Annotated in this window: 18 protein-coding genes; 11 read left to right on the forward strand and 7 right to left on the reverse strand. The window is 68.0% G+C overall.

The window, feature by feature from the left end; genetic code table 11:
• Positions 1–199: 199 nt before the first annotated feature.
• The 4 genes from LA521A_RS02005 to LA521A_RS02020 all read left to right on the forward strand — a co-directional run bounded on the left by LA521A_RS02005 (position 200) and on the right by LA521A_RS02020 (position 5,460).
• The gene (locus LA521A_RS02005; RefSeq protein WP_281780722.1) at positions 200–484 is read left to right on the forward strand and encodes a hypothetical protein; all 285 of its coding nucleotides are present in this window, start codon (positions 200–202) and stop codon (positions 482–484) included.
• A 98-nt stretch (positions 485–582) separates the two neighbouring features.
• Positions 583–1,089: a peptide-methionine (S)-S-oxide reductase MsrA gene (gene msrA, locus LA521A_RS02010; protein WP_281780723.1), complete on the forward strand. Its 507-nt coding sequence runs from the start codon at positions 583–585 to the stop codon at positions 1,087–1,089.
• Between the two features lie 224 nt (positions 1,090–1,313).
• Positions 1,314–2,858 (forward strand): M20/M25/M40 family metallo-hydrolase, encoded by a 1,545-nt coding sequence (locus tag LA521A_RS02015; protein WP_281780724.1) that lies wholly within the window; start codon positions 1,314–1,316, stop codon positions 2,856–2,858.
• A 547-nt stretch (positions 2,859–3,405) separates the two neighbouring features.
• Positions 3,406–5,460 (forward strand): M13 family metallopeptidase, encoded by a 2,055-nt coding sequence (locus LA521A_RS02020; protein ID WP_281780725.1) that lies wholly within the window; start codon positions 3,406–3,408, stop codon positions 5,458–5,460.
• A 182-nt stretch (positions 5,461–5,642) separates the two neighbouring features.
• Here LA521A_RS02020 and LA521A_RS02025 read toward each other — a convergent pair whose 3' ends face one another.
• Positions 5,643–6,470 carry an adenine nucleotide alpha hydrolase family protein gene (locus LA521A_RS02025; protein ID WP_281780726.1) on the reverse strand — a complete coding sequence of 276 codons (828 nt, stop codon included), beginning with the start codon at positions 6,468–6,470 and terminating at the stop codon, positions 5,643–5,645.
• A gap of 374 nt (positions 6,471–6,844) precedes the next feature.
• Here LA521A_RS02025 and LA521A_RS02030 point away from each other — a divergent pair, with 374 nt between their 5' ends.
• From LA521A_RS02030 to LA521A_RS18935, 7 genes are all read left to right on the forward strand, one after another.
• The gene (locus LA521A_RS02030; RefSeq protein WP_281780727.1) at positions 6,845–7,621 is read left to right on the forward strand and encodes an iron-containing redox enzyme family protein; all 777 of its coding nucleotides are present in this window, start codon (positions 6,845–6,847) and stop codon (positions 7,619–7,621) included.
• A complete protein-coding gene (locus LA521A_RS02035) occupies positions 7,618–8,049 on the forward strand; it encodes a VOC family protein (RefSeq protein WP_281780728.1) in 432 nt (143 codons plus the stop codon). Before LA521A_RS02030 ends, LA521A_RS02035 begins: the two co-directional genes overlap by 4 nt.
• 22 nt (positions 8,050–8,071) lie before the next feature.
• Positions 8,072–9,454 (forward strand): aspartate aminotransferase family protein, encoded by a 1,383-nt coding sequence (locus tag LA521A_RS02040; RefSeq protein WP_281780729.1) that lies wholly within the window; start codon positions 8,072–8,074, stop codon positions 9,452–9,454.
• 347 nt (positions 9,455–9,801) lie between these two features.
• Positions 9,802–11,646: a DUF885 domain-containing protein gene (locus tag LA521A_RS02045; protein ID WP_281780730.1), complete on the forward strand. Its 1,845-nt coding sequence runs from the start codon at positions 9,802–9,804 to the stop codon at positions 11,644–11,646.
• Between the two features lie 103 nt (positions 11,647–11,749).
• Positions 11,750–14,272 (forward strand): mechanosensitive ion channel family protein, encoded by a 2,523-nt coding sequence (locus tag LA521A_RS02050; RefSeq protein ID WP_281780731.1) that lies wholly within the window; start codon positions 11,750–11,752, stop codon positions 14,270–14,272.
• An 81-nt stretch (positions 14,273–14,353) separates the two neighbouring features.
• The gene (locus tag LA521A_RS02055; protein ID WP_343226702.1) at positions 14,354–16,066 is read left to right on the forward strand and encodes a potassium transporter Kup; all 1,713 of its coding nucleotides are present in this window, start codon (positions 14,354–14,356) and stop codon (positions 16,064–16,066) included.
• Positions 15,982–16,242, forward strand: a complete 261-nt coding sequence (locus tag LA521A_RS18935; RefSeq protein ID WP_425494552.1) for a KUP/HAK/KT family potassium transporter — start codon at positions 15,982–15,984, stop codon at positions 16,240–16,242. The genes LA521A_RS02055 and LA521A_RS18935 overlap by 85 nt, the downstream gene beginning before the upstream one ends.
• Before the next feature lies 1 nt (position 16,243).
• Here the strand turns inward: LA521A_RS18935 and LA521A_RS02060 are convergent, their stop codons facing one another.
• The 6 genes from LA521A_RS02060 to LA521A_RS02085 all read right to left on the reverse strand — a co-directional run bounded on the left by LA521A_RS02060 (position 16,244) and on the right by LA521A_RS02085 (position 20,579).
• Positions 16,244–16,399, reverse strand: coding sequence for a hypothetical protein (locus LA521A_RS02060; RefSeq protein ID WP_281780732.1), 156 nt, complete (start codon positions 16,397–16,399; stop codon positions 16,244–16,246).
• Between the two features lie 10 nt (positions 16,400–16,409).
• Positions 16,410–16,592, reverse strand: coding sequence for a hypothetical protein (locus tag LA521A_RS02065; RefSeq protein ID WP_281780733.1), 183 nt, complete (start codon positions 16,590–16,592; stop codon positions 16,410–16,412).
• Between the two features lie 126 nt (positions 16,593–16,718).
• A complete protein-coding gene (locus tag LA521A_RS02070) occupies positions 16,719–17,150 on the reverse strand; it encodes a cupin domain-containing protein (RefSeq protein WP_281780734.1) in 432 nt (143 codons plus the stop codon).
• 189 nt (positions 17,151–17,339) lie between these two features.
• A complete protein-coding gene (gene kduD / locus LA521A_RS02075) occupies positions 17,340–18,095 on the reverse strand; it encodes a 2-dehydro-3-deoxy-D-gluconate 5-dehydrogenase KduD (RefSeq protein WP_281780735.1) in 756 nt (251 codons plus the stop codon).
• Positions 18,096–18,140: 45 nt separating this feature from the next.
• On the reverse strand, positions 18,141–18,986 hold the full coding sequence (gene kduI / locus LA521A_RS02080; protein WP_281780736.1) for a 5-dehydro-4-deoxy-D-glucuronate isomerase: 846 nt from the start codon (positions 18,984–18,986) through the stop codon (positions 18,141–18,143).
• Between the two features lie 498 nt (positions 18,987–19,484).
• Positions 19,485–20,579: a LacI family DNA-binding transcriptional regulator gene (locus LA521A_RS02085; protein WP_281780737.1), complete on the reverse strand. Its 1,095-nt coding sequence runs from the start codon at positions 20,577–20,579 to the stop codon at positions 19,485–19,487.
• Positions 20,580–20,688: the final 109 nt, after the last annotated feature.

The following is a 20,688-nucleotide window of genomic DNA, read 5'->3' on the forward strand; positions in this document are numbered from 1 at the left end:
TGGATGCGCGTGTTCGATAGGCGACACTAGAAGCGCGCGCGTCGCGGTCGCGTCCACGCAACGCTTCTCTCACGTCGCCATCACCGCGTGCCGCTCGTGGTTCACGCTCGCGCATGTTCACGGCTTCGTGTCTTCGCATGCGTTTCCATCGCAGCGTGATCCATCGAACGCAGATACGTCGAACACGGAGAGCCCCCTCATGAAGCGCACGATGAGCCGCATGCATGTCCTGCTGTTCCTGCTGGGCGTCGCGATGGCGATGCCCGGTTGCGATCGCCGCGAAACCGACGGCAACTCGACCACGCCGCCGACGGCGGGCGATGCGTCCGAACCGGTGCAGTCCGAGCAGCCCACCGCGCCGGCGCCGGAAGCGTCCAGCAACGACTCCACGGCGCCGGGCGCGTCCAATCCTCCGCCGGAAACCACGCCGCCACAGGACAGCGCGCCCGAAGCGCCCGAGCAGGACGATTCGTCCCGCCGATAGCTTGCAGGCGGCGCGCGGCCTTGCTTGCGGGCGCGTCTTCACGCCCCCATCGTGGAGGGACCGGACGAACCGTCCCACGATGAGGCAGAGGACCGACCATGAGCGCCCGTACCGAAACCGCACTGCTTGCCGGCGGCTGCTTCTGGGGCATGCAGGAGCTGATCCGCGCGATGCCCGGCGTGGTGTCCACGCGCGTGGGCTACAGCGGCGGCGACGTGCCCAATGCGACGTACCGCAACCACGGCACGCACGCCGAGGCCATCGAGATCGTGTTCGATCCCGACACGCTCAGCTATCGCGAGATCCTCGAGTTCTTCTTCCAGATCCACGACCCGACGACGAAGAACCGCCAGGGCAACGACATCGGCACGAGCTACCGTTCGGCGATCTTCTACACCAGCGACGAGCAGAAGCGCGTGGCCGAAGACACCATCGCCGACGTCGAGGCCTCGGGCCTGTGGCCGGGCAAGGTGGTGACCGAGGTGTCGCCGGCCGGTCCGTTCTGGCAGGCCGAACCGGAGCACCAGGATTACCTGCAGCATTACCCGACCGGCTACACCTGCCACTTCGTGCGGCCGGACTGGAAGTTGCGCCGCCGGGCGTAGCTGCCTCACGTCGCGCTCTTGTAGCCCGGGTAAGCGAAGCGCACCCGGGCATCGCGTGGCGCAGCGGCAGACCCGGGTGCGGCCTTCGGCCTTGCCCGGGCCACAACCGCTGCAACAGCCCACCGTTTCGGCCAATGAGCTTCGCGTGAAGCGCCACCCCCTCCCGACACGCGCGCCGATCCCCGGCTAGACTCCCGACACCACCACGGCTGGGGAGACGGTGTATGGCTGCATCGGTTTTCGCGAGTTCCGCGCAGGTCCGCTCGATCGGTTTGGCCGCCATCGCGTTGTCGGCGATGGCGTGGGGCATGGCATACGCACAGGCGCCGGATCGCGCGGCGATCCAGGAGCAGGTGACCAGGCGGCACGACACCGCGGTGAAGGCGCTGCAGGACTGGATCGCGCTGCCGTCGATCGCCGCGGAAGACCTCAACGCGAAGCAGGGCGCCGATTACATGGCGAAGCTTGCGCGCGAAGCCGGCTTCCAGAAGGTCGAAGTGGTCGACACCGGCGGCAAGCCCGGCGTGTTCGCCACGCTCGATGCCGGCGCGCCGACCACGCTCGGCGTGTACTACATGTACGACGTGAAGCAGTTCGATCCGGCCGAGTGGTCGTCGCCGCCGCTGGAAGCGCGACTGGTCGACAAGCCCGGACTCGGCAAGGCGATCGTCGGCCGCGGTGCGGCCAACCAGAAAGGCCCGGAAATGGCCTTCCTCACCGCGCTGCATGCGATCCGCGACGCGAAGCAGAAGCTGCCGGTGAACCTGGTGCTTGTCGCCGAGGGCGAGGAGGAAATCGGTTCGCCCAACATCGGCAAGCTGGTGCTGCGGCCCGACGTGCAGGCCGCGCTGAAGAAGAGCATCGGCGTGTTCATGCCGATGGGCCTGCAGGATCCCGATGGCGCGGTGACGGTGAACCTCGGCGCCAAGGGCGTGGTGGAACTGGAACTGGTCGCCGACGGCAACGCCTGGGGCCGCGGCCCGTCGAAGGACGTGCATTCCTCGCTCAAGGCGATGGTCGACAGCCCCGCATGGCGGCTGGTGAAGGCGCTCGACACGCTGGTATCGGAAGACGGCAACACCATCACGGTGGACGGCTTCCCCAAGCCGACGCCGCTGACCGTGACCGAACGCGCGCAGATCGCCGCGTCCGTCGCCGCGCGCGACGAAGCCACCGCGCGCAAGTCGCTCGGCGTGCCGCACTGGATCGACGACCTGTCGTGGGAGAAGGCCAACGAACGCCTGGTCTCGCAGCCGACGATCAACATCGAAGGCCTCGTCGGCGGTTACACCGGCCCCGGTGGCAAGACCATCCTGCCGTACCGCGCCGTGGCGAAGATCGACATGCGACTGGTCCCGCCTATGACGCGCGACGGCGCGGTCGCGGCGCTGAAGTCGCATCTGCAAAAGCGCGGCTACGGCGACATCGCCGTGAACGTGAGCGGCGGCTACGACCCGACCACGACCGATGCCGATTCGAAGCTGATCCAGGCGCAGATCGCGGTGCTCAAGCGCAACGGCATCGAACCGCTGCTGTGGCCGCGCCTGGCCGGCTCGTATCCCGGCTTCGTGTTCACCCAGCCGCCGCTGTCGCTGCCGGCCGGCCATTTCGGCCTGGGCCACGGCGGTGGCGCGCACGCGCCGGACGAGTTCTACCTGATCGAGTCGACCAATCCGAAGGTGCAGGGCTTCGACGGCGCGGTGATGTCGTACGTGGATTACCTGTACGAGCTGGGCGCGGCGGGCGGGAGTTCGGCTGCGGCGAAGTGAATCCATCGCTGACGTCAGCGTCCTGGGCGAGCACGCCGGGTTTCTCCCCTCTCCCGTCGGGAGGGGGGTTGGGGCGAGGGGCGGGACGTCCGGTGGAATCAGCTGCCGGCCCGCAAAAAACAGGCGTCATCCCGGCGAAGGCCGGGATCCAGGCCGACCCGTCTTCCGAGGAGCAACTCGATGCGAACGGCCGGCGCAACGCACGCGTCATCCCGGCGAAAGCCGGGACCCAGGCCGCCCCGTTTTCCGAAGAGCAGCTCGATGCGAACGGCCGGCGCAACGTACCGTCATCCCGGCGAAGGCCGGGACCCAGGCTGACCCGTTTTCCGAAGAGCTGTTCGATGCGAACGGCCGGCGCAACGCGCCTGGGTCCCGGCCTTCGCCGGGATGACGGAGTAAAAAGGACGTCGTCCGGGCACGCACGCTTTGCCGCAACTGGCGCCCACAGCGCGCATCGCACTCGCACCCCGGAAACCCCACCAAAGTCACGCGACAGCCCCGTGCCGCGCCGCTAGCCTCGACGGTTCCTCAGCACCCGGAACCACCCATGAAGTTCTCGTCCCTGAGCCTCGCCCTCGCGCTCGGCCTGGCATCCACCGCCTCCTTCGCCGCCGGCAACCCGGCCGGCAAGCCCGAGCTCGGTTCCTTCGGCGTCGACCTCAGCGCCCGCGACCTGTCGGTCAAGCCCGGCGATGACTTCAACGGCTACGTCAGCGGTGCGTGGCTCAAGAGCTACCAGCTCAAGGATTACGAGACCTCGTTCGGTTCCTTCAACGCGCTGCGCGACCGCTCCGAGGAGCAGGTGCACGAACTGATCGAAGGGCTGCGCACGAAGGGCGACGTCGCCAGCGGCAGCAACGACCAGAAGGTGCGCGACTTCTACGCCAGCTACATGGATCGCGACGCGCGCGATGCGAAGGGCATCGCGCCGCTGCAGCCGGTGCTGGGGCGCATCGGCGCGATCAGGTCGAAGCGCGAGCTCATCAACGCCTTCGCCAACGCCGACCTCGACGCCAGCGCCTCGCCCGTGCGACTGGGCGTCGACCTGGATCGCAAGAACCCCGATGCATACCTGGTGAGCCTCAACGTCGGCGGCCTCGGCCTGCCGGACAAGGACTACTACACCAACCCGGACGCGCGCTTCGTCAAGATCCGCGAAGCCTACGTCGCGCACATCGCGCGCATGCTCGCCTTCACCGGTGCGAAGGATGCGCAGGCGCGCGCGCAGAAGGTGCTGGAACTCGAAACCGCACTGGCCAAGCCGCAATGGGAGCGCGCGAAGCGTCGCGACCGCGACAAGACCTACAACGTCTCCACGTTCGCCGATCTGCAAAAGCAGTTCCCCTCCTACGACTTCGCCGCGCACCTGAAGGCGCAGGAGATGCCGCAGCCCGATCGCGTCAACGTCGTCACGCCCGACGCCGTGCAGCCGGTGCTCGACGTCGTCGATGCCACGCCGCTGCCGGTGTGGCGCGATTACCTCGCCTTCCACGCCGTCGATGGCAACGCCGAGCTGCTGAGCCGCGAGATCGACAACGCATCGTTCGAATTCAACGGCAAGGTGCTCGCCGGACAGAAGGCGCAGAAGGACGACTGGAAGCGCGCCGTCGCGATCGTCGGCGCGAAGGACGGCGGTCTCGGCGACGCGGTGGGCGAGTTGTATGTCGCGCGCTACTTCAAGCCCGAATCCAAGGCCGCCATGGACAAGCTGGTGGAAAACCTGCGCGCCGCACTGCGCCAGAACATCCAGCAGCTGGACTGGATGGGCGAGTCGACCAAGGCCGAGGCCTATCGCAAGCTCTCCACGTTCCGCCCGAAGATCGGCTATCCGGAGAAGTGGACCGACTACTCCAGCGTGACGATCGTGCCGGGCGACCTCGTCGCCAACGCCGTCGAGATGCGCCGCTTCGAGCGCCGCGATGAAAACCGCCGCGTCGGCCAGAAGACCGATCGCGACGAATGGCGCATGACGCCGCAGACGGTGAACGCGTACTACAACTCGACCTTCAACGAGATCGTGTTCCCGGCGGCGATCCTGCAGCCCCCGTTCTTCGACGTGAACGCGGACGCGGCCGTGAACTACGGCGGCATCGGCGCGGTGATCGGCCACGAAATGGGCCACGGCTTCGACGACCAGGGCAGCAAGTCCGACGCCGACGGCGTGCAGCGCAACTGGTGGACCGATGCGGATCGCGCGCGTTTCGACGAACGCACCAAGGCGCTGGGCGCGCAGTACGACAGCTATTGCCCGCTGGACGGCCAGTGCGTCAACGGCGCGCTGACGATGGGCGAGAACATCGGCGACCTCGGCGGCATCTCGATGGCGTACACCGCCTACCAGCTGAGCCTGGACGGCAAGCCGGCGCCGAAGATCGACGGTCTCACCGGCGACCAGCGCTTCTTCCTCGCGTTCGGCCAGATCTGGAAGGGCAAGTACCGCGACGAATCGCTGCTCAACCTGATCAAGACCAACCCGCATTCGCCCGGCATGTATCGCGCGAACGGCCCGGTGCGCAACTTCGATCCGTGGTACCGCGCCTTCGACGTCAAGCCGGGCGACGCGCTGTACCTGCCGCCGGAAAAGCGCGTGCGCATCTGGTAATCGGCACGCGTCCAGTGCTCTTGTAGCCCGGGTAAGCGAAGCGCACCCGGGTTGCCGTGATGAGTCCCCAAGACGCACGCATGTTGAGGGTGCAGCGCGCTGAGGCGCGTTCATCACTATCGCAACTGAGTTGCACCGAGGCGCGGTGCGCCTCGCTCACCCGGCTGCAAACGCCACGTCGATCAGCCGTTGCGCGCCCGCGACTCCGGCGACGACCTCCGTCCCTGCCGCGATGCGCGCATCTGGCGCAGTGAGGTCTTCAGCGGCAACGCGACGCTGCGATAGAAGAACGACAGCATGCGTCGCGATTGCGGCACGCGTCGCGCGAGCCCTTCCTCGATCGTGTACACGCACGGCGGGCAGAAACCGCACGGGCGTCCACGCACCGGCTTGTGGCAGAACCACGTCATCTCCATCAGCTCGCCCCAGCCCGCGTCCAGCGCGTCGCGCTCGATGTCGCGCTTGTCCACCCGGAACAGCGGGAAGGTGAAGCGGCCGAACAGCACACGCTCGGCCGTGCCGGCACGCGCCGGATCGACGCGGATGCTGCGGAATCCCGCGGGGTGATCGAACTCTTCCGAGCAGTCGCGCAATACAGCCTGCACCTTGTCGTCGACGTGCACGCCCAGCTCCATGCCGTCAAGCGACTCGCGCCGGCAGAACGCGGGTAGCCACGCGTATTGGCTGCCGATGAACATCGTCCGGCGGATCTCTCGCAACGCGTCGGCGATGTCGTCGTCCACGTCGATATCCGTCACCGCGGCCCGACGCAGCGGCTGCAGCAGCTCGCGCGTATGCGGGAAGCGCTGGTGCAACGCGCTGGTGATGCGCGCCATCGTCGCGATCTCGATCTGCGTCGACGGGCGTGTGGGATCCTCGAGGTACCAGGGCGCCACGCGAACGCGGTGGCGCAGCAGCAATTGCAGCAGGCGGTAGGTCGAATCCCATCCGCCGGTCCACAGCAGATTCACCGTGGTGTCGTCGTATCCCTGGACGCGCGGCGTCGACATCGGGCGCGGCTCCTCATCGCTAGATCCCTCGCGTGGTGGAGCGGTCCCCATCAGGCAGGCATGCAGGTGGTATGCATCGCGAACAACGCGTGCGATGCGATTCGGATCGAGCCTCGCACGCATCCGTCGGCGCCAGATGAACGCAAGCTGTTCGCATACGAACATGAATGCGCCGCCGTGTGAAGCATGTCTTCGCAAACGTGAGCGGAGTCATTGAACACCGCGCAAATACGCCAAAAACGAGAGTTCGTGGTCAAAGGCGAGTGAACCTTGCCATGATTCCCGCAGAGTATGCTCCAGCCGCACTTCCCGAATCGCTCCCTTCCACGCGCTCGCTTCCGATGCATGCGATGCGCCTCTACCGGACCGGATGCATGTCCCTGGAAAACAGCCTGAGCCCACTCGCAACGCCTACCTTCCCCGTCGCCATGCACAGCGGCCAATGGGATCGGGACAGCTTCTGGACGTTCGCCGATGCTGCCAAGGAGGCAACCGAAGCGCTCGCGGCGCAGAAGATGAAGGCGCTGGAGAACATGCCGGTCGATGCGCTGCGCGAGTTCTGCACGCAGTACCGTTTCTTCACCATCGAATACATCAGCGACCTCGCGCTGCTGCTGGCGAAACTTCCGTTCGGCGGCCTGCGCAGCCTGTTGAGCCAGATCCTCTCGGAAGAACTCGGCGAAGGCGATGCCTCGCGCGCGCATCCGGAAATCTACGATCGCTTCCTCCTCAGCATCGGCGTGCCGCGCGAACGGCTGGATCGCGCGCTGCCGGAAAACCGCCGCATCCTCGGCGCGCTGACGCAGGAGATGAACCAGCGCGAGCCCGCGTTCGGCGTGGGATTGCGCGGCATGGGCGGCGAATGCCTGTGCCAGACCTACCTGTCGGTGATGTTCGAGCACCTGCGCGTGCATCCGTACATGCGCGAGAACGAGCACCTGATCGACTGGGAGTTCTGGACGATCCACACCGGCGAGGAGGACATCGTGCACGGCGAACTCACGCGCGCGGCGATCGACCGGTACATCCAGGACGAGCCGGGCGCCTTGCCTGAACTCGCGCAGGGCTACGAGCGCAGCATCACCGCGTGGAACCGCTTCTGGCAGAACATCTTCGATTACTGCGCACCGCAACGGAGTGCCGTTTCGTGAGCGAATCGCCGCGGAAGATCACCCAGTTCCATCTCGCCTTCCCGGTGCGCGACCTCGACGAGGCACGCCACTTCTACGGCGAGGTCATCGGCTGCCCGAAAGGGCGCACCGACGTGTCGTACCAGGACTTCGATTTCTTCGGCCACCACCTCGTCGCGCACATCGCGCCCGACGGCGCGCCGCTGCAGACCGGGCGCTTCGACGGCGAAGCCGTGCCGGTGCCGCATTTCGGCATGAACCTCGACCGCCACGCGTGGGAAACGCTCGCCACGCGCGTGAAGCAGGCGGGCGTGGAATTCGCCGAAGAGCCGCACCTGCGCCTCAAGGGCAAGCCCGGCCAGCACGTGACGATGTTCTTCTTCGACCCGTCCGGCAACGCGCTGGAATTCAAATCGTTCGACGATCCCGAACAGACCTTCATTCCCTGACGCCACCGTCGAGGCGAGCGACATGCGCGAGGCTTCCCTGCAAGGCGCCGGCGTTGCCGCGCAAGACTCCACTGCGTCGGCTGCGCGCCGCGACGATCGCGCGCACGTGCTGCATTCGTGGTCGGCGATCGATTCACTCAACCCGACCGTCGTCGCGGGCGCGTCGGGTTCGCACTTCTGGGACGAGGACGGCCGGCGTTACATCGACCTGTCGAGCCAGCTGGTCAACGTCAACGTCGGGCACCAGCATCCGAAACTCGTCGCCGCGATACAGGCGCAGGCCGCGCGTCTTTGCACGATCGCGCCGTACCACGCCAATGAGGCCACGAGCGAAGCCGCGCGCCTGATCGCCGAGGTCGCGCCGGGCGATCTCAACCGTGTGTTCTTCACCAACGGCGGCGCCGAGGCGATCGAGAACGCCATGCGCATGGCGCGCCTGCACACCGGTCGCCACAAGGTGCTGACGATGTACCGCAGTTACCACGGCGCGACCGCCGGCGCGATCACCGCGTCCGGCGATCCGCGACGCTGGCCGGCCGAACCGGGAATGCCGGGCATAGCGCGATTCTGGGGGCCGTATCCATATCGCTCGGCGTTCCATGCGCGCGACGAACGCGAGGAGTGCGCGCGTGCGCTCGCGCACCTGGCCGACACGATCGCCATCGAAGGCCCGCACACCATCGCCGCGATCCTGATGGAAAGCGTCGTCGGCGGGAACGGCATCCTCGTTCCGCCCGACGGCTACCTGCAAGGCGTTCGCGAACTGTGCGACGCGCACGGCATCGTCATGATCGCCGACGAAGTGATGGCCGGCTTCGGCCGGTGCGGCGAGTGGTTCGCGATCGACCGGTGGAACGTCGTGCCCGACCTCATCACCTTCGCCAAAGGCGTCAACTCCGGCTACGTGCCGCTGGGCGGCGTGATCCTCTCCGATGCCATCGCCGCGAGCTTCGCCAAGCGCGCGTATCCCGGCGGGCTCACCTATGCAGGCCATCCGCTCGCCTGCGCGGCGGCGGTCGCGTGCATCGGCATCTATCGCGAGGAGAGCCTGATCGAACGCGCGCGTGCGCTGGGCGACACCGTGATCGGGCCCGAACTGCGCGCGATGCAGGCCAGGCATGCGTCGATCGGCGACGTGCGCGGGCTCGGCGCGTTCTGGGCGATCGAACTGGTGCGCGATCGCGACACGCGCGAGCCGATGGTGCCGTTCAACGCGAGCGGCGACGCCAACGCGCCGATGCAGCAGTTCGGGGCGCAATGCCGACGGCTGGGCGTGTGGCCGCTGGTGATGGGCAATCGCCTGCACGTCGTGCCGCCGCTCAATATCGACGAGGCGACGTTGCGCGACGGGCTGGCGATCGTCGATGAAGCGCTTGCGGTGGTGGATCGGTTCTGTTCCGACTGAGTGCGCAGCCACGCGGCGCGTCATCCCGGCGAAGGCCGGGACCCAGGCCGGCGAGGCGTGACGTCGCTGCGGTTCTTGTGGCAGGCAGATCAAGATGGGTTCCAGCTTTCGCTGGAATGACGGTGGGGTGGTTTGCCAATATTGGAGTGCCCGTGCGCTACGGGCCTGGGGTCCGGCCTTCGCCGGAATGACGGTGATGCGCGGCAGGCGCGGCGTGATCCACTGTGTTCTGCGTGCCCGCTTCTCACTTCGCACGTCCACGCCACGCAAGGCACTCGACGCCGGGGCGATTGGCAACGACGATGTCGCCCTCGCCGGGCATGCCGCCCGGAGCAAACGGAGTGCGCATGACCCGTCTTTCCCTCGCGGTGGTGCTGTCCGCGACGCTCGCGGCGGCCTCGCCCGTCGCCGCGTTCGACCAGGCCGAAACCGTCGGCTCGATGATGGACCGCCAGACGATGGACGAGGTCCGTCGCAATCCGGAGCTGCGCACGCTGCTCGGCCTGTCGGGTGACGGCATCGACCTGTCGGGCCAGCTCACCGACGTCGGCCTGGCGCGGCGCGCCGAGCTGCGGGCGCGCATGCAGGGCAACCTCGACGAGCTCAAGCGCTTCGATCCCGCGCGCCTCACGGGGCAGGAGCGCTGGAATTACGGCCTGCTGAGCTGGTTCTACCAGACCCAGATCGACCTGATGAAGCCGGACTGGACGCCCGCATGGCTGCCGGCGGGCGCCTCGACGTATGCGGTCGACCAGCTCTTCAGCATCCCGGTGTCGCTGCCGGGCTTCCTCGAAAACCAGCATCCCGTGCGCGACGAAGCCGGCGCGGTGTCGTACGTGTCGCGCCTGCGCGCGGTCGAAACGAAGATCGACCAGGTGCGCGCGAACTTCGACATGCAGGCCAAGCAGGGCGTGCTGCCGCCGCAGACCGCGATGGAAGGCGCGGCGTCGCAGATCCGCGCGCTGATCTCGGTCGATCCGGCGAAGAGCCCGCTGGTGACCTCGTTCGAGCCCAAGCTCGCGGCGCTGAAGCTGCCCGACGCACGTCGCGACGCGCTGCTCGCGCAGGCCGTGCAGGCGGTTCGTGACGATGCTAACCCCGCGTATGCGCGCCTGCTCGCGCGGCTGGACGAGGAGATCGCGAAGCAGCCGGGCGATCGCGGCGTGTGGGCGCTGCCGGACGGCGCCGCGTTCTACGACGCCGCGCTGCGCTGGAACACCAGCACCAACCTCGATGCCGACCGGATCCACGCGCTCGGCGTGTCGGAAGTCGCGCGCATCGAACGCGAGATGGACGCGCGCCTGCGTGCGCAGGGCCGGCGCGAGGGCAGCGTCGGCGAGCGCATGTCCGCGCTGGTGACCGACCCGCGCTTCCAGTACGAGGACACCGACGCCGGCCACGCGGCGCTGATCGCGGACATCCGTCGCAACCTCGCCAAGCTCGATCCGCACGTGCCGGAGTACTTCGGCCGCACGCCGCCGCAGCCGCTGGACGTGCGCGCCGTGCCGAAACAGGCCGAGGCCAACGCGCCGGGCGCGTACTACATCCAGCCGGCGATGGACGGCTCGCGGCCGGGCATCTTCTTCGTCAACTTCGGCAACCTGAAGGCGAACACGCGCTGGAGCCTGCCGACGTTGACGTACCACGAAGGCTCGCCGGGCCATCACTTCCAGATCTCCATCGCGCAGACGCTGACCGACCTGCCGATGCTGCGCCGCAGCCTCAATCCCAGCGCGTTCACCGAAGGCTGGGCGCTGTACGCCGAGCAGCTCGGCGCGGAAATGGGGCTGTATCGCGACGATCCGTGGGGCGACATCGGCCGCCTGCGCGCGGAGCTGTTCCGCTCCGTGCGGCTGGTTGTCGACACCGGCCTGCATCGCAAGCGCTGGACGCCGCAGCAGGCCATCGACTACATGCGCGCGCACACCGGCATGCCGGAGAGCGAAGTGCGCAGCGAGGTGTATCGCTACCTGGTGCAGCCCGGCCAGGCGTGCTCGTACAAGATCGGCCACCTGAAGTTCGTCGAACTGCGCGACCGCGCCAAGCGCGAACTGGGCGATCGCTTCGATATCCGCGCCTTCCACGACCTCGTGCTCGGCAACGGCGCCGTGCCGCTGGCGGTGCTCGAAGCCTCGATCGACGACTGGATCGCGACGCAGCAGGGCGGCGGCACGCGCGCCGCATCGAAGTGAGATGACGCCGCGCCCGCGCGCGAACGCGCGGGCTGCGGCGCCCGCCGGCCGGGCGGTGCCGCCCGGTCCACCGCGATAGACTCCGCGGGAAGTCGCCGGAGGCATGATGCTGCTCTCGTTCCGCACCCTCGTCCTGGGCGCCGCGCTGGCGCTGTCGGCGTTCGCGCCCGCGATCGCGCAGACCAAGGCCGCCGCGGTGCTTCCGGTCGCGCCGGAAGGCCCCAAGGCACCGGTCGCCATTCCGGTGGCCGACATCCCGCTGCGCGCCGACACCGACGAGCGCTTCGCCGAAGGCGTCACCCTGCGCGCGCAGCAGGAAGACCCGACCGACCGCCTCGCGCCGCAGCTGGACGCCATCGCGCGATCGGTGGACGAGAAGGCGAAGATGTTCCGCACCGGCGACCTGCGCGCGCTGCCGGTGATGCGGCTGGAGAGTTTCGAACGGCACTGGAAGTTCGATGCGCGACGCTTCGCGCGCTGGCAGGACGAAATGCGTGCCGCGACCGCGCCGTACGGGCAGAGCGCGGCGCAGCTGGCGCAGCGTCGCGCCGACTGGGAAGCCACGCAGCAGATGGCGCGCGGCGGCAACATGCCGGCCGCGCTGGCCAGCCGCGTGGACGCGCTGGTCGCGCAGCTGAAGGCCGCCGAGCAGGCGCTGTCCAAACCGCTCGCGCGGCAGATCGCGCTGGGCCGCCGCGCGAACCTGGTCGACGCGCGCATCCAGGTCGGCCTGCGTTCGGTGGCCGAGGCGATCGACTACATCGACAGCCGCCTGATCCGGCTGGATTCGCCGCCGCTGTGGAAAGCGCGCCAGGACACCACCGGTTCGGACGACGCGATGACGTCGATCAAGAACGGCATCGGCATCGAGGCGCGGTTCCTGACCGAATACGGCGCGTCCGACTTCGGCAACCAGCGCGCCCTGCACGTGCTGCAGGTCCTGCTGCTGCCGGTGCTGCTGTGGCTGTCGTGGCGCGCGCGCCGTGCGCGTCGCGAGGCCGAAAAAGCCGGCCTAGACCCCAGCCCGCTGGACGCGACCACGCGCGTGCTGCAGCGGCCGTTCTCGTCGTGGCTGCTGCTGTCGATGATGGGCGTGCTCGCGTTCGAGCCGGACGCGCCGCTGCTGGCGCACCAGTTCGCGATGCTGATCGCGCTGATCCCGGTGCTTCGCCTGCTGCCGCCGGAGAGCAGGCGCCTGCTCGGTGTCTGGCCCTACGTCGCCACCGCGTTGTACCTGCTCGAACGCATCGCGATCTTCTTCCTCGCCAACGCCCTGGTGTACCGCTGGTACCACCTCGTGCTCGCGACGCTGGCGCTGCTGCTGACGCTGGGCCTGCTGTGGCGGTCGCGCCAGCACGAGCATGCCGGGCTGGAAGGGCGCATGGGCCGCGCGGTGCACATCGCGGCGTGGGTCAGCGTGGTGGCGTTGGCGATATCGCTCGTCTCCAACGTCGTGGGCAACGTCTCGCTCGCCGAAATGCTCAGCAGCGCGGTGATCGACAGCGGCTACCTCGGTCTCGTGCTGTACGCGGGCATGACGGTGGCGATCGCGTTGCTGCAGCTGCTGCTCGCGCGCGGCGGCGATGCGCGCCTGCGCGTGGTGCGCGAGAACGCGACGCCGTTGTTCGCGCTGATCCAGCGGCTGCTCACGCTTGCCGCGATCGCCGGCTGGGTCGTCTTCGCGATGAACCGGTTCCGCGTGTTCCGGCCGGTCTACGCGTTCTTCGAATCGATCCTCACCCATACGTTCCAGATCGGCGAGATCGGTCTCAGCCTGGGCCACGTGCTGGTGTTCTTCGTGTCGATCTACGTGGCCTTCTGGGCGGCGAAGGCGACGCGGTACCTGCTGCAGGAAGAAGTGCTCACGCGCATGTCGCTGCCGCGCGGCGTGGGCAACTCGGTGGCCTCGCTCACCTACTACGCGGTGTTGCTGCTCGGCGCGCTGGTCGCGCTGACGGCGGCCGGCTTCAAGATGACGCAGCTCGCCTTCATCTTCGGCGCGCTCGGCGTGGGCATCGGTTTCGGCCTGCAGAACGTAGTGAACAACTTCGTGTCCGGGCTGATCCTGATGTTCGAGCGCCCGATCCAGCCGGGCGACGTGGTGGAGATCACCGGCACGTCGGGCCGCGTGCGCGAGATCGGCATGCGCGCCACGACGATCAAGACCTTCGACGGCGCCGACGTCGTCGTGCCCAACGGCACGCTGTTGTCGGAGAAGCTGACCAACTGGACGCTGCTGGATCGCAACCGCCGGCTCGACATCGACATCGGCGTGGCCTACGGCAGCGACCCGGCGCAGCTGTCGGCGCTGTTGCAGCGCACGGCGTTGCAGACGACGGGCATCGTGAGCAGTCCGGAGCCGGTGGTGCTGTTCCTCGGCTTCGGTGCGAGCGCGCTCAACTTCGGCGTGCGTGCGTGGACGTACGACTACGACAACTCGGCGACGATCCGCAGCGACCTGGTGTCGCGCATCTACGCGGCGCTGAACGAGGCCGGCATCGAGATGCCGTTCCCGCAGCAGGACATCCACCTGCGTTCGGTGTCGGAGGCGGCCGGCGAAGTGTTGCGACGCAAGCCGGCGCGCGGCGCCGCGGACGAAGGCGAGGGCTCGCAGCCGCGGGCGTGAGCGGGGCTGCGGTTCAGTCCGCACGCCCTCCCGTCACCCGCGTTTCGCTGTACTGGCATCGGACCCCTCGCGGGCGGACCGATGCGGAACGACGAATGCACCCGCTGCGACAGCAAGCCGCCCGCCGCGCTGCCCGGGCTCATGCTCGCCGCGCTTGGCGTGGTGTTCGGTGATCTCGCGACGAGCCCGCTGTACTCGTTGCAGGAAGCCTTCGGCGCGCACGGCGTGCGGCCGACGCCGGCGAACGTGGTCGGCGTGGTCTCGCTGGCGTTCTGGGCCCTGGTCGGCGTGGTGTCGCTCAAGTACGTGCTGCTGATCATGCGCGCGCACAACAAGGGCGAGGGCGGGATCATGGCGCTGTTGGCGCTGGCGCGTTCGTCGCTGATGCACCGGCCGCGACGGCGTCACTGGGTTGTGGTCGCCGGGCTCGTCGGTGCGGCGATGTTCTTCGGCGACAGCGTGCTCACCCCGGCGGTGTCGGTGTTGTCGGCGGTGGAAGGGCTGGAAATCGCCGCGCCCGAGCTCGCGCCGTGGGTGCTGCCGTTGGGCATCACGATCGTCATCGGTCTGTTCGCGCTGCAGCGCTTCGGCAGTGCGCGCGTGGGCGGATGGTTCGGGCCGGTGATGCTGTCGTGGCTGCTCGCGGCCGGCGTGCTCGGCTTCCTGGCGATGCTGCGGCAGCCGCAGATCCTCGCCGCGATGAATCCGCTGCACGCGTGGGCGTTCTTCGCACGCAACGGGTTCGCCGGATTCACCACGCTGGGGGCGACGGTGCTGGTGCTGACCGGCGCCGAAGCCCTGTACGCCGACATGGGACACTTCGGTGCGCGGCCGATCCGCGTCGCGTGGACGACGATCGCGCTGCCGTGCCTGCTGCTGAGCTACTTCGGTCAGGGCGCGATGCTGTTGCTCGATCCCACGGCGGCGGCGCGACCGTTCTATCGCACCGTGCCGCACTGGGCGTTGTTCCCGATGATCGCGCTTGCGACGGGGGCGACGGTGATTGCCTCGCAGGCGGTGATCGCCGGCGCGTACTCGATGGTCCGTGCGTGCATCCAGCTCGGCTACCTGCCGCGCATGCGCGTGCTGCACACCTCATCGCGCGTGCGCGGCCAGATCTACCTGCCGCTGGTGTCGGGATTGCTGTTGCTCCTCGTACTGGCGGCGATGCTCGGATTCCGCACGTCCGGCGCGCTCGCCGCCGCGTTCGGCATCGCGGTGAGCGGCACGATGCTGACGACCACGGTGCTCGTCGTGGTCGTCATGCGCCGCGTGTGGACGTGGCCGTGGATCGCGGTCGTGCCACTGGGCGTCGCGATGCTGGCGATCGACCTGGCCTTCTTCGGCGCGAACCTGATGAAGCTCGCCAGCGGCGGCTGGTTCCCGCTGCTGCTGGGCATCATCGCGTTGATCGTCATGACCACCTGGCGCCGTGGCCGCGAGTTGCTGACCCAGCGCAACCGCAGCGACAGCCTCCCGCTCGGGCCGTGCGTGCGGTCGTTGAGCGACCACCCGCCTACGCGCGTGTCGGGCACGGCGCTGTTCCTGACCAACGATCCGGACTTCGCGCCCCAGGCGCTCCTGCACAACCTCAAGCACAACCGCGTGCTGCACGAGCGCAACGCGCTGTTGACCGTGGAAATGGTGGACGAACCCTATGCGCACGAACGCGTGCGGATCGATGCGCACGGCGAGGACTTCCACCGGATATGCGCCCGCTACGGATCGCCGAAACGCCAGACGTTCCCGCCGCGCTGGCCGCGTGCGGCGAGCACGGGCTCGAGTTCGACCTGATGCAGACGACGTTCTTCACCAGCCGCGAGGACGTCATCGCGGGCGACCGCACCGGCATGGCGCTGTGGCGCGACCAGCTGTTCGCCTTCCTCACGCGCAACGCGCTGCCGGCGACGTCGTTCTTCCAGATACCCGACAACCGGCTGATCGAAATCGGCCGGCGCGTGGCGATCTGAGTCAGGTGGCGGACGGAGCGCCGATACTGAGCGCGCTCGTCGCGTCTGGGGACGGATCCTGCAACGGGGCCGCCTCGCGGCTGTGCAGATACATGTAGCCGACGATCGCGACGGCCAGGATGATGGCCATCGCGATCAGGATCTGGCGGGAGTTCATCGCCCCCGCCTCAGTGCTTGCGGTCGCCGCGATCGCCCTGGCCGGGTTCGGCCTCGTTCTTCGAGCTGCGCTGCTGGTCCTGCGACAGCGAGCGGCCGACGTCGTCGGATTCCTTGAAACGCCCCTTCTCGTCGCGACGCACGTAACGCTTGTCGCCGTTGGGGGCGATGAGTTCGCGCTTGCTGGATGCCATCGACGTGCTCCCTTCACTGGACGATGGGTCCATGCTCGGTGGTGCGCGGTTAAGACGGGGCGAATGAACGCGGCCTTCGTTCAGGCGCTACGTCACGGCGTCTTCACCGCGCGCGCGGCGGCGAGATCATCGCGTTGCGCGCTTGCGATACACCACGATGATGACGAGGTCTTCCTCGCCGCGTTGCGCGAGCGCATGCGTGCTTCCGTCGCGCGTGAGGATCGCATCGCCCGGCCCGACGTCGCGACGCTTGCCGTCGAGCCGCAGTTCGCCGCGCCCGGACAGCACGTAGTAGATCTCGTCCTTGTCGTTGCGATGCTCGCCGATCGTCGCGCCGCGATGCAGTGCGCGCTGGCGGAACACGATGTCGAAGCCGTCGGCCGCTTCGAAGAACGGATACGCGGTGGTGGTGCCTTCGCCTTCGTGCGGGCCGGGCTGTTGCACGGCGATGTCGCGTGCGTTCTCGACGTAGGAGTCGCGACGGGGTTCGGCGGCGTTTGCCGTGGCGCACGCGGCCGATAGCATTGCCAGCGCGATGAGGTGGATGCACCGGTTCACGTCTACTCTCCCTTGATCGTCATCCCGGCGAAGCCCGGGAGCCAGGCCGGTAACGCGTTGGCGGCACTACAACGTGGGCAATGCGAGTGCGGGCTGCATCGCGCGTCCCGACCCTCACCCCAACCCCTCTCCCGGTGGGAGAGGGGCTCAAAGCGCAACGAGCCAATGCTTACCACCGCACCGCCGTGTTCAACGCGCCAGCCAACCACCATCCACCGGCAGGATCGCGCCGTTCACGTAATCCGATGCACGCGACGCGAGGAACACCGCCGCGCCGCCGAGATCCGACGGCTCGCCCCAGCGCCCGGCGGGAATGCGATCGAGGATCGCCGCGCTGCGCGCTTCGTCCGCGCGCAGCTGCGCGGTGTTGTCGGTCGCCATGTAACCCGGCGCGATCGCGTTGACGTTGATGCCCTTGTTCGCCCATTCGTTGGCGAGCAGGCGCGTGATGCCGGCGATGCCGCTCTTGCTCGCGGTGTACGACGGCACGCGGATGCCGCCCTGGAACGACAGCATCGAGGCGATGTTGACGATCTTGCCGCCGCCGTTCGCGATCATGTGCCGGCCCGCCGCCTGCGCCATGAAGAACGCGCCCTTGATGTTCACGTTCATCACGTCGTCCCAGTCCTTCTCGGTGAAATCCACCGCATCGGCGCGACGGATCAGGCCGGCGTTGTTGACCAGGATGTGCAGCCCGCCGAGCGCGTCCAGCGTTTCGCGCACGATGCGCTCCACCGGCTCGACGCTGGACAGGTTCGCTTCGATCGACACGAAGCGGCGGCCGAGCGCGCGCACCTTCTCCCCGGTTTCCGTCGGCGCCTGGATGCCGGCGGCGGCGATGTCCGCGCCGGCTTCGGCGAGCGCCACCGCGATGCCCTGGCCCAGGCCCGTGTTGGCGCCGGTGACCAGCGCGACCTTGCCTTGCAGACTGAACGGATTGGCCATGAATCGTTTCCCCTTGTCCTGTGTGCGAATGCGGCGGCGACGCGGTTACTTCAGCTGGCAGATGTCCAGCTGGTTCATGTCGGTGTAGTCGAGGTTCTCGCCGCCCATGGCCCAGATGAAGCAGTAGTTCTTCGTGCCCGAGCCCATGTGGATCGACCACGGCGGCGACACGACGGCTTCGTCGTTCGCGATGACCAGGTGGCGCATGTCGGCCGGATCGCCCATGAAATGCATGACGCGCTGGTCGGCGAGGTCGAAGTAGAAATAGACCTCGGAACGACGGTCGTGCAGGTGCGGCGGCATGGTGTTCCACACGCTGCCGGGCTTGAGGATCGTCAGACCCAGCAGCAGCTGGCACGACTTCACCGTCGCCGGGACGATGTACTGGTAGATCGTGCGTTCGTTCGAGGTTTCCAGCGCGCCACGCTCGAGCGGAACGGCCTGTGCGATGGAGATGTGCTTCGTCTCGAAACGTGCGTGCGCAGGCGTGGAAGCGAGGTAGAACTTCGCGGGATGGCCGGCGTCGTTCGATGCGAACACCACCTCGGCGCTGCCCATCGGCACGTACAGCCCGTCCTTGGGTTCCAGCGTGTACGAGGCGCCGTCGACGGTGACGGTGCCCGTACCGGCGCCGACGTTCACGATGCCAAGCTCGCGGCGTTCCAGGAACGGCTTGCCCGCGGCGGACGCCGGTTCGGTCTGCTGCGGAAGCGGCACGGACGCGGTGGTCGGGGCGGCGCCGCCGATGACGAAACGCTCGTTGTGCGAGTAATTCAGGACGACCTGGCCCGGGACGAAGAGGCCGTCGATCAGGTAGCGCTCGCGCAGCTGGTCGTTGCTGGCGCCGGCCATCATGTCCGGGTGGGTGGCGTGGTAGGTCTTGCGGAACATCGGGCCTCTCCGGTGGTTCGGGCCGTCGCGGACGTCGCGCGGCAGGCGGTGAGGGGATGATAGCGGGGTTTTGGTAACCGGTGTCAAAAGGGAATCGGGAATCGGGAATCGGGAATCGGGAATCGGGAATCGGGAATCGGGAATCGGGAATCGGGAATCGGGAATCGGGAATCGGGAATCGGGAATCGGGAATCGGGAATCGGGAATCGGGAGTTGGGAATCGGGAGTAGGGAATCGGGAGTAGGGAGTGGGGAGTAGGGAATTGGGAATGGGTGTTGGAGGTTGGAGGTTGGTGTTGGGGTTGGGGATAGGCGGCCCCAACAGTTCGTCATCCCGGCGAAAGCCGGGACCCAGGCCCGTATCGCACGGGCACTCCCAACCGTCATTCCAGCGAAAGCTGGAACCCATCTCGATGTTTGCCGTCCGCGAGCAGGGCGCTCACCGCAAGCGCGAGCGTTGACTCTCTACCGGTCTCCCGGTGGACGACGGGTCGACGTGTCAGCCCTTTGGCCGCTGCGTCGAATCACGCACCACGAGCTGCGGGTTCACGGCGCGCGGCGCAACCGCCGCGGCTTCGGAGGACGGCTCCTCGCCCAGCAGCATCTGCGCCGCCTGGCGGCCGACGTCGCGCGTCGGCGAATGGATGGTGGTGAGCGCGGGCCACAGCTGCGCGGCGAGCGGGCTGTCGTCGAAGCCCACGACCGACAGGTCGCCGGGAATCGACAGCCCCCGACGCATCGCGGCCTTGTACACGCCGGCGGCCATCTCGTCGTTGCAGGCGAAGATCGCGGTGGGGCGCGGCGACTTGGCCAGCAGGTATTCCGCGCCGGCCACGCCGGAGTCGAACGTATAGCCGCCTTCGAAGATGTAGTCCGGCGGCAGCTTGATCCCGCGCGCGTCCAGGCCGCCGAGGAAGCCGCCGCCGCGCTCGATGGTGGAGCGGTAGCGGCGCGGGCCGGTGATCAGGCCGATCGTGCGATGTCCAAGCGATTCGATGTAGTTGGCCGCTTCCGTGCTGGCCTGGCGATCCTGCGTGACCAGCATGTGCGCCGCCGCGTCCATCGGCACCGAGGCGATGCGCACGTAGCGCACGCCGATCTCGCGCAGCGCCGCGGCGAGCTGCTCGTCTTCGGAGACACGCGGGATGAGGATCACGCCGTGCAGCTTCTGCTGCTGCACGAAGCGGCGCACGCCGTCGATGTAATCCTCCTTGGAGGAATCGCACGGATGCACCACCAGCTCGTAGCCCGAGTCGCGCAACGCATCCAGCGCGCCGTACTGCATGTTCACGATGTACTGCGCGGTGGGGTTGTCGTAGACCAGCCCGATCAGGAACGAGCGCCGGAACGCGAGCCCGCGCGCCTGCGGATCGGGCGTGTAGCCCAGCTGCTTCATCAGCGCCAGCACTTTCTCGCGCGTTTCCGGATGCACCAGCGGCGAGTTGTTGATGACGCGCGAGACCGTCTTCTTCGATACGCCGGTGAGGCGGGCGATGTCGTTGATCGTCGCCTTGCCCGTCAGCCCGGTGTCCTCCGGCGCCGGCAGCAGCGAGGCGGTGCGGGAACGGCGGGTACGCGGCGCGGATTCGGTCATGCGGGAATTCTAGCCGTCCCCCGACGCGAACCGCGCTGCCGGATCGATGCCCCGTGCGCCATGGCGCCTGCGTTGTGCGTGAACGCGACCGCCTTCCGGCCGGATCGCG

The organism is Lysobacter auxotrophicus (assembly GCF_027924565.1).
Taxonomy (GTDB): domain Bacteria; phylum Pseudomonadota; class Gammaproteobacteria; order Xanthomonadales; family Xanthomonadaceae; genus Lysobacter_J; species Lysobacter_J auxotrophicus.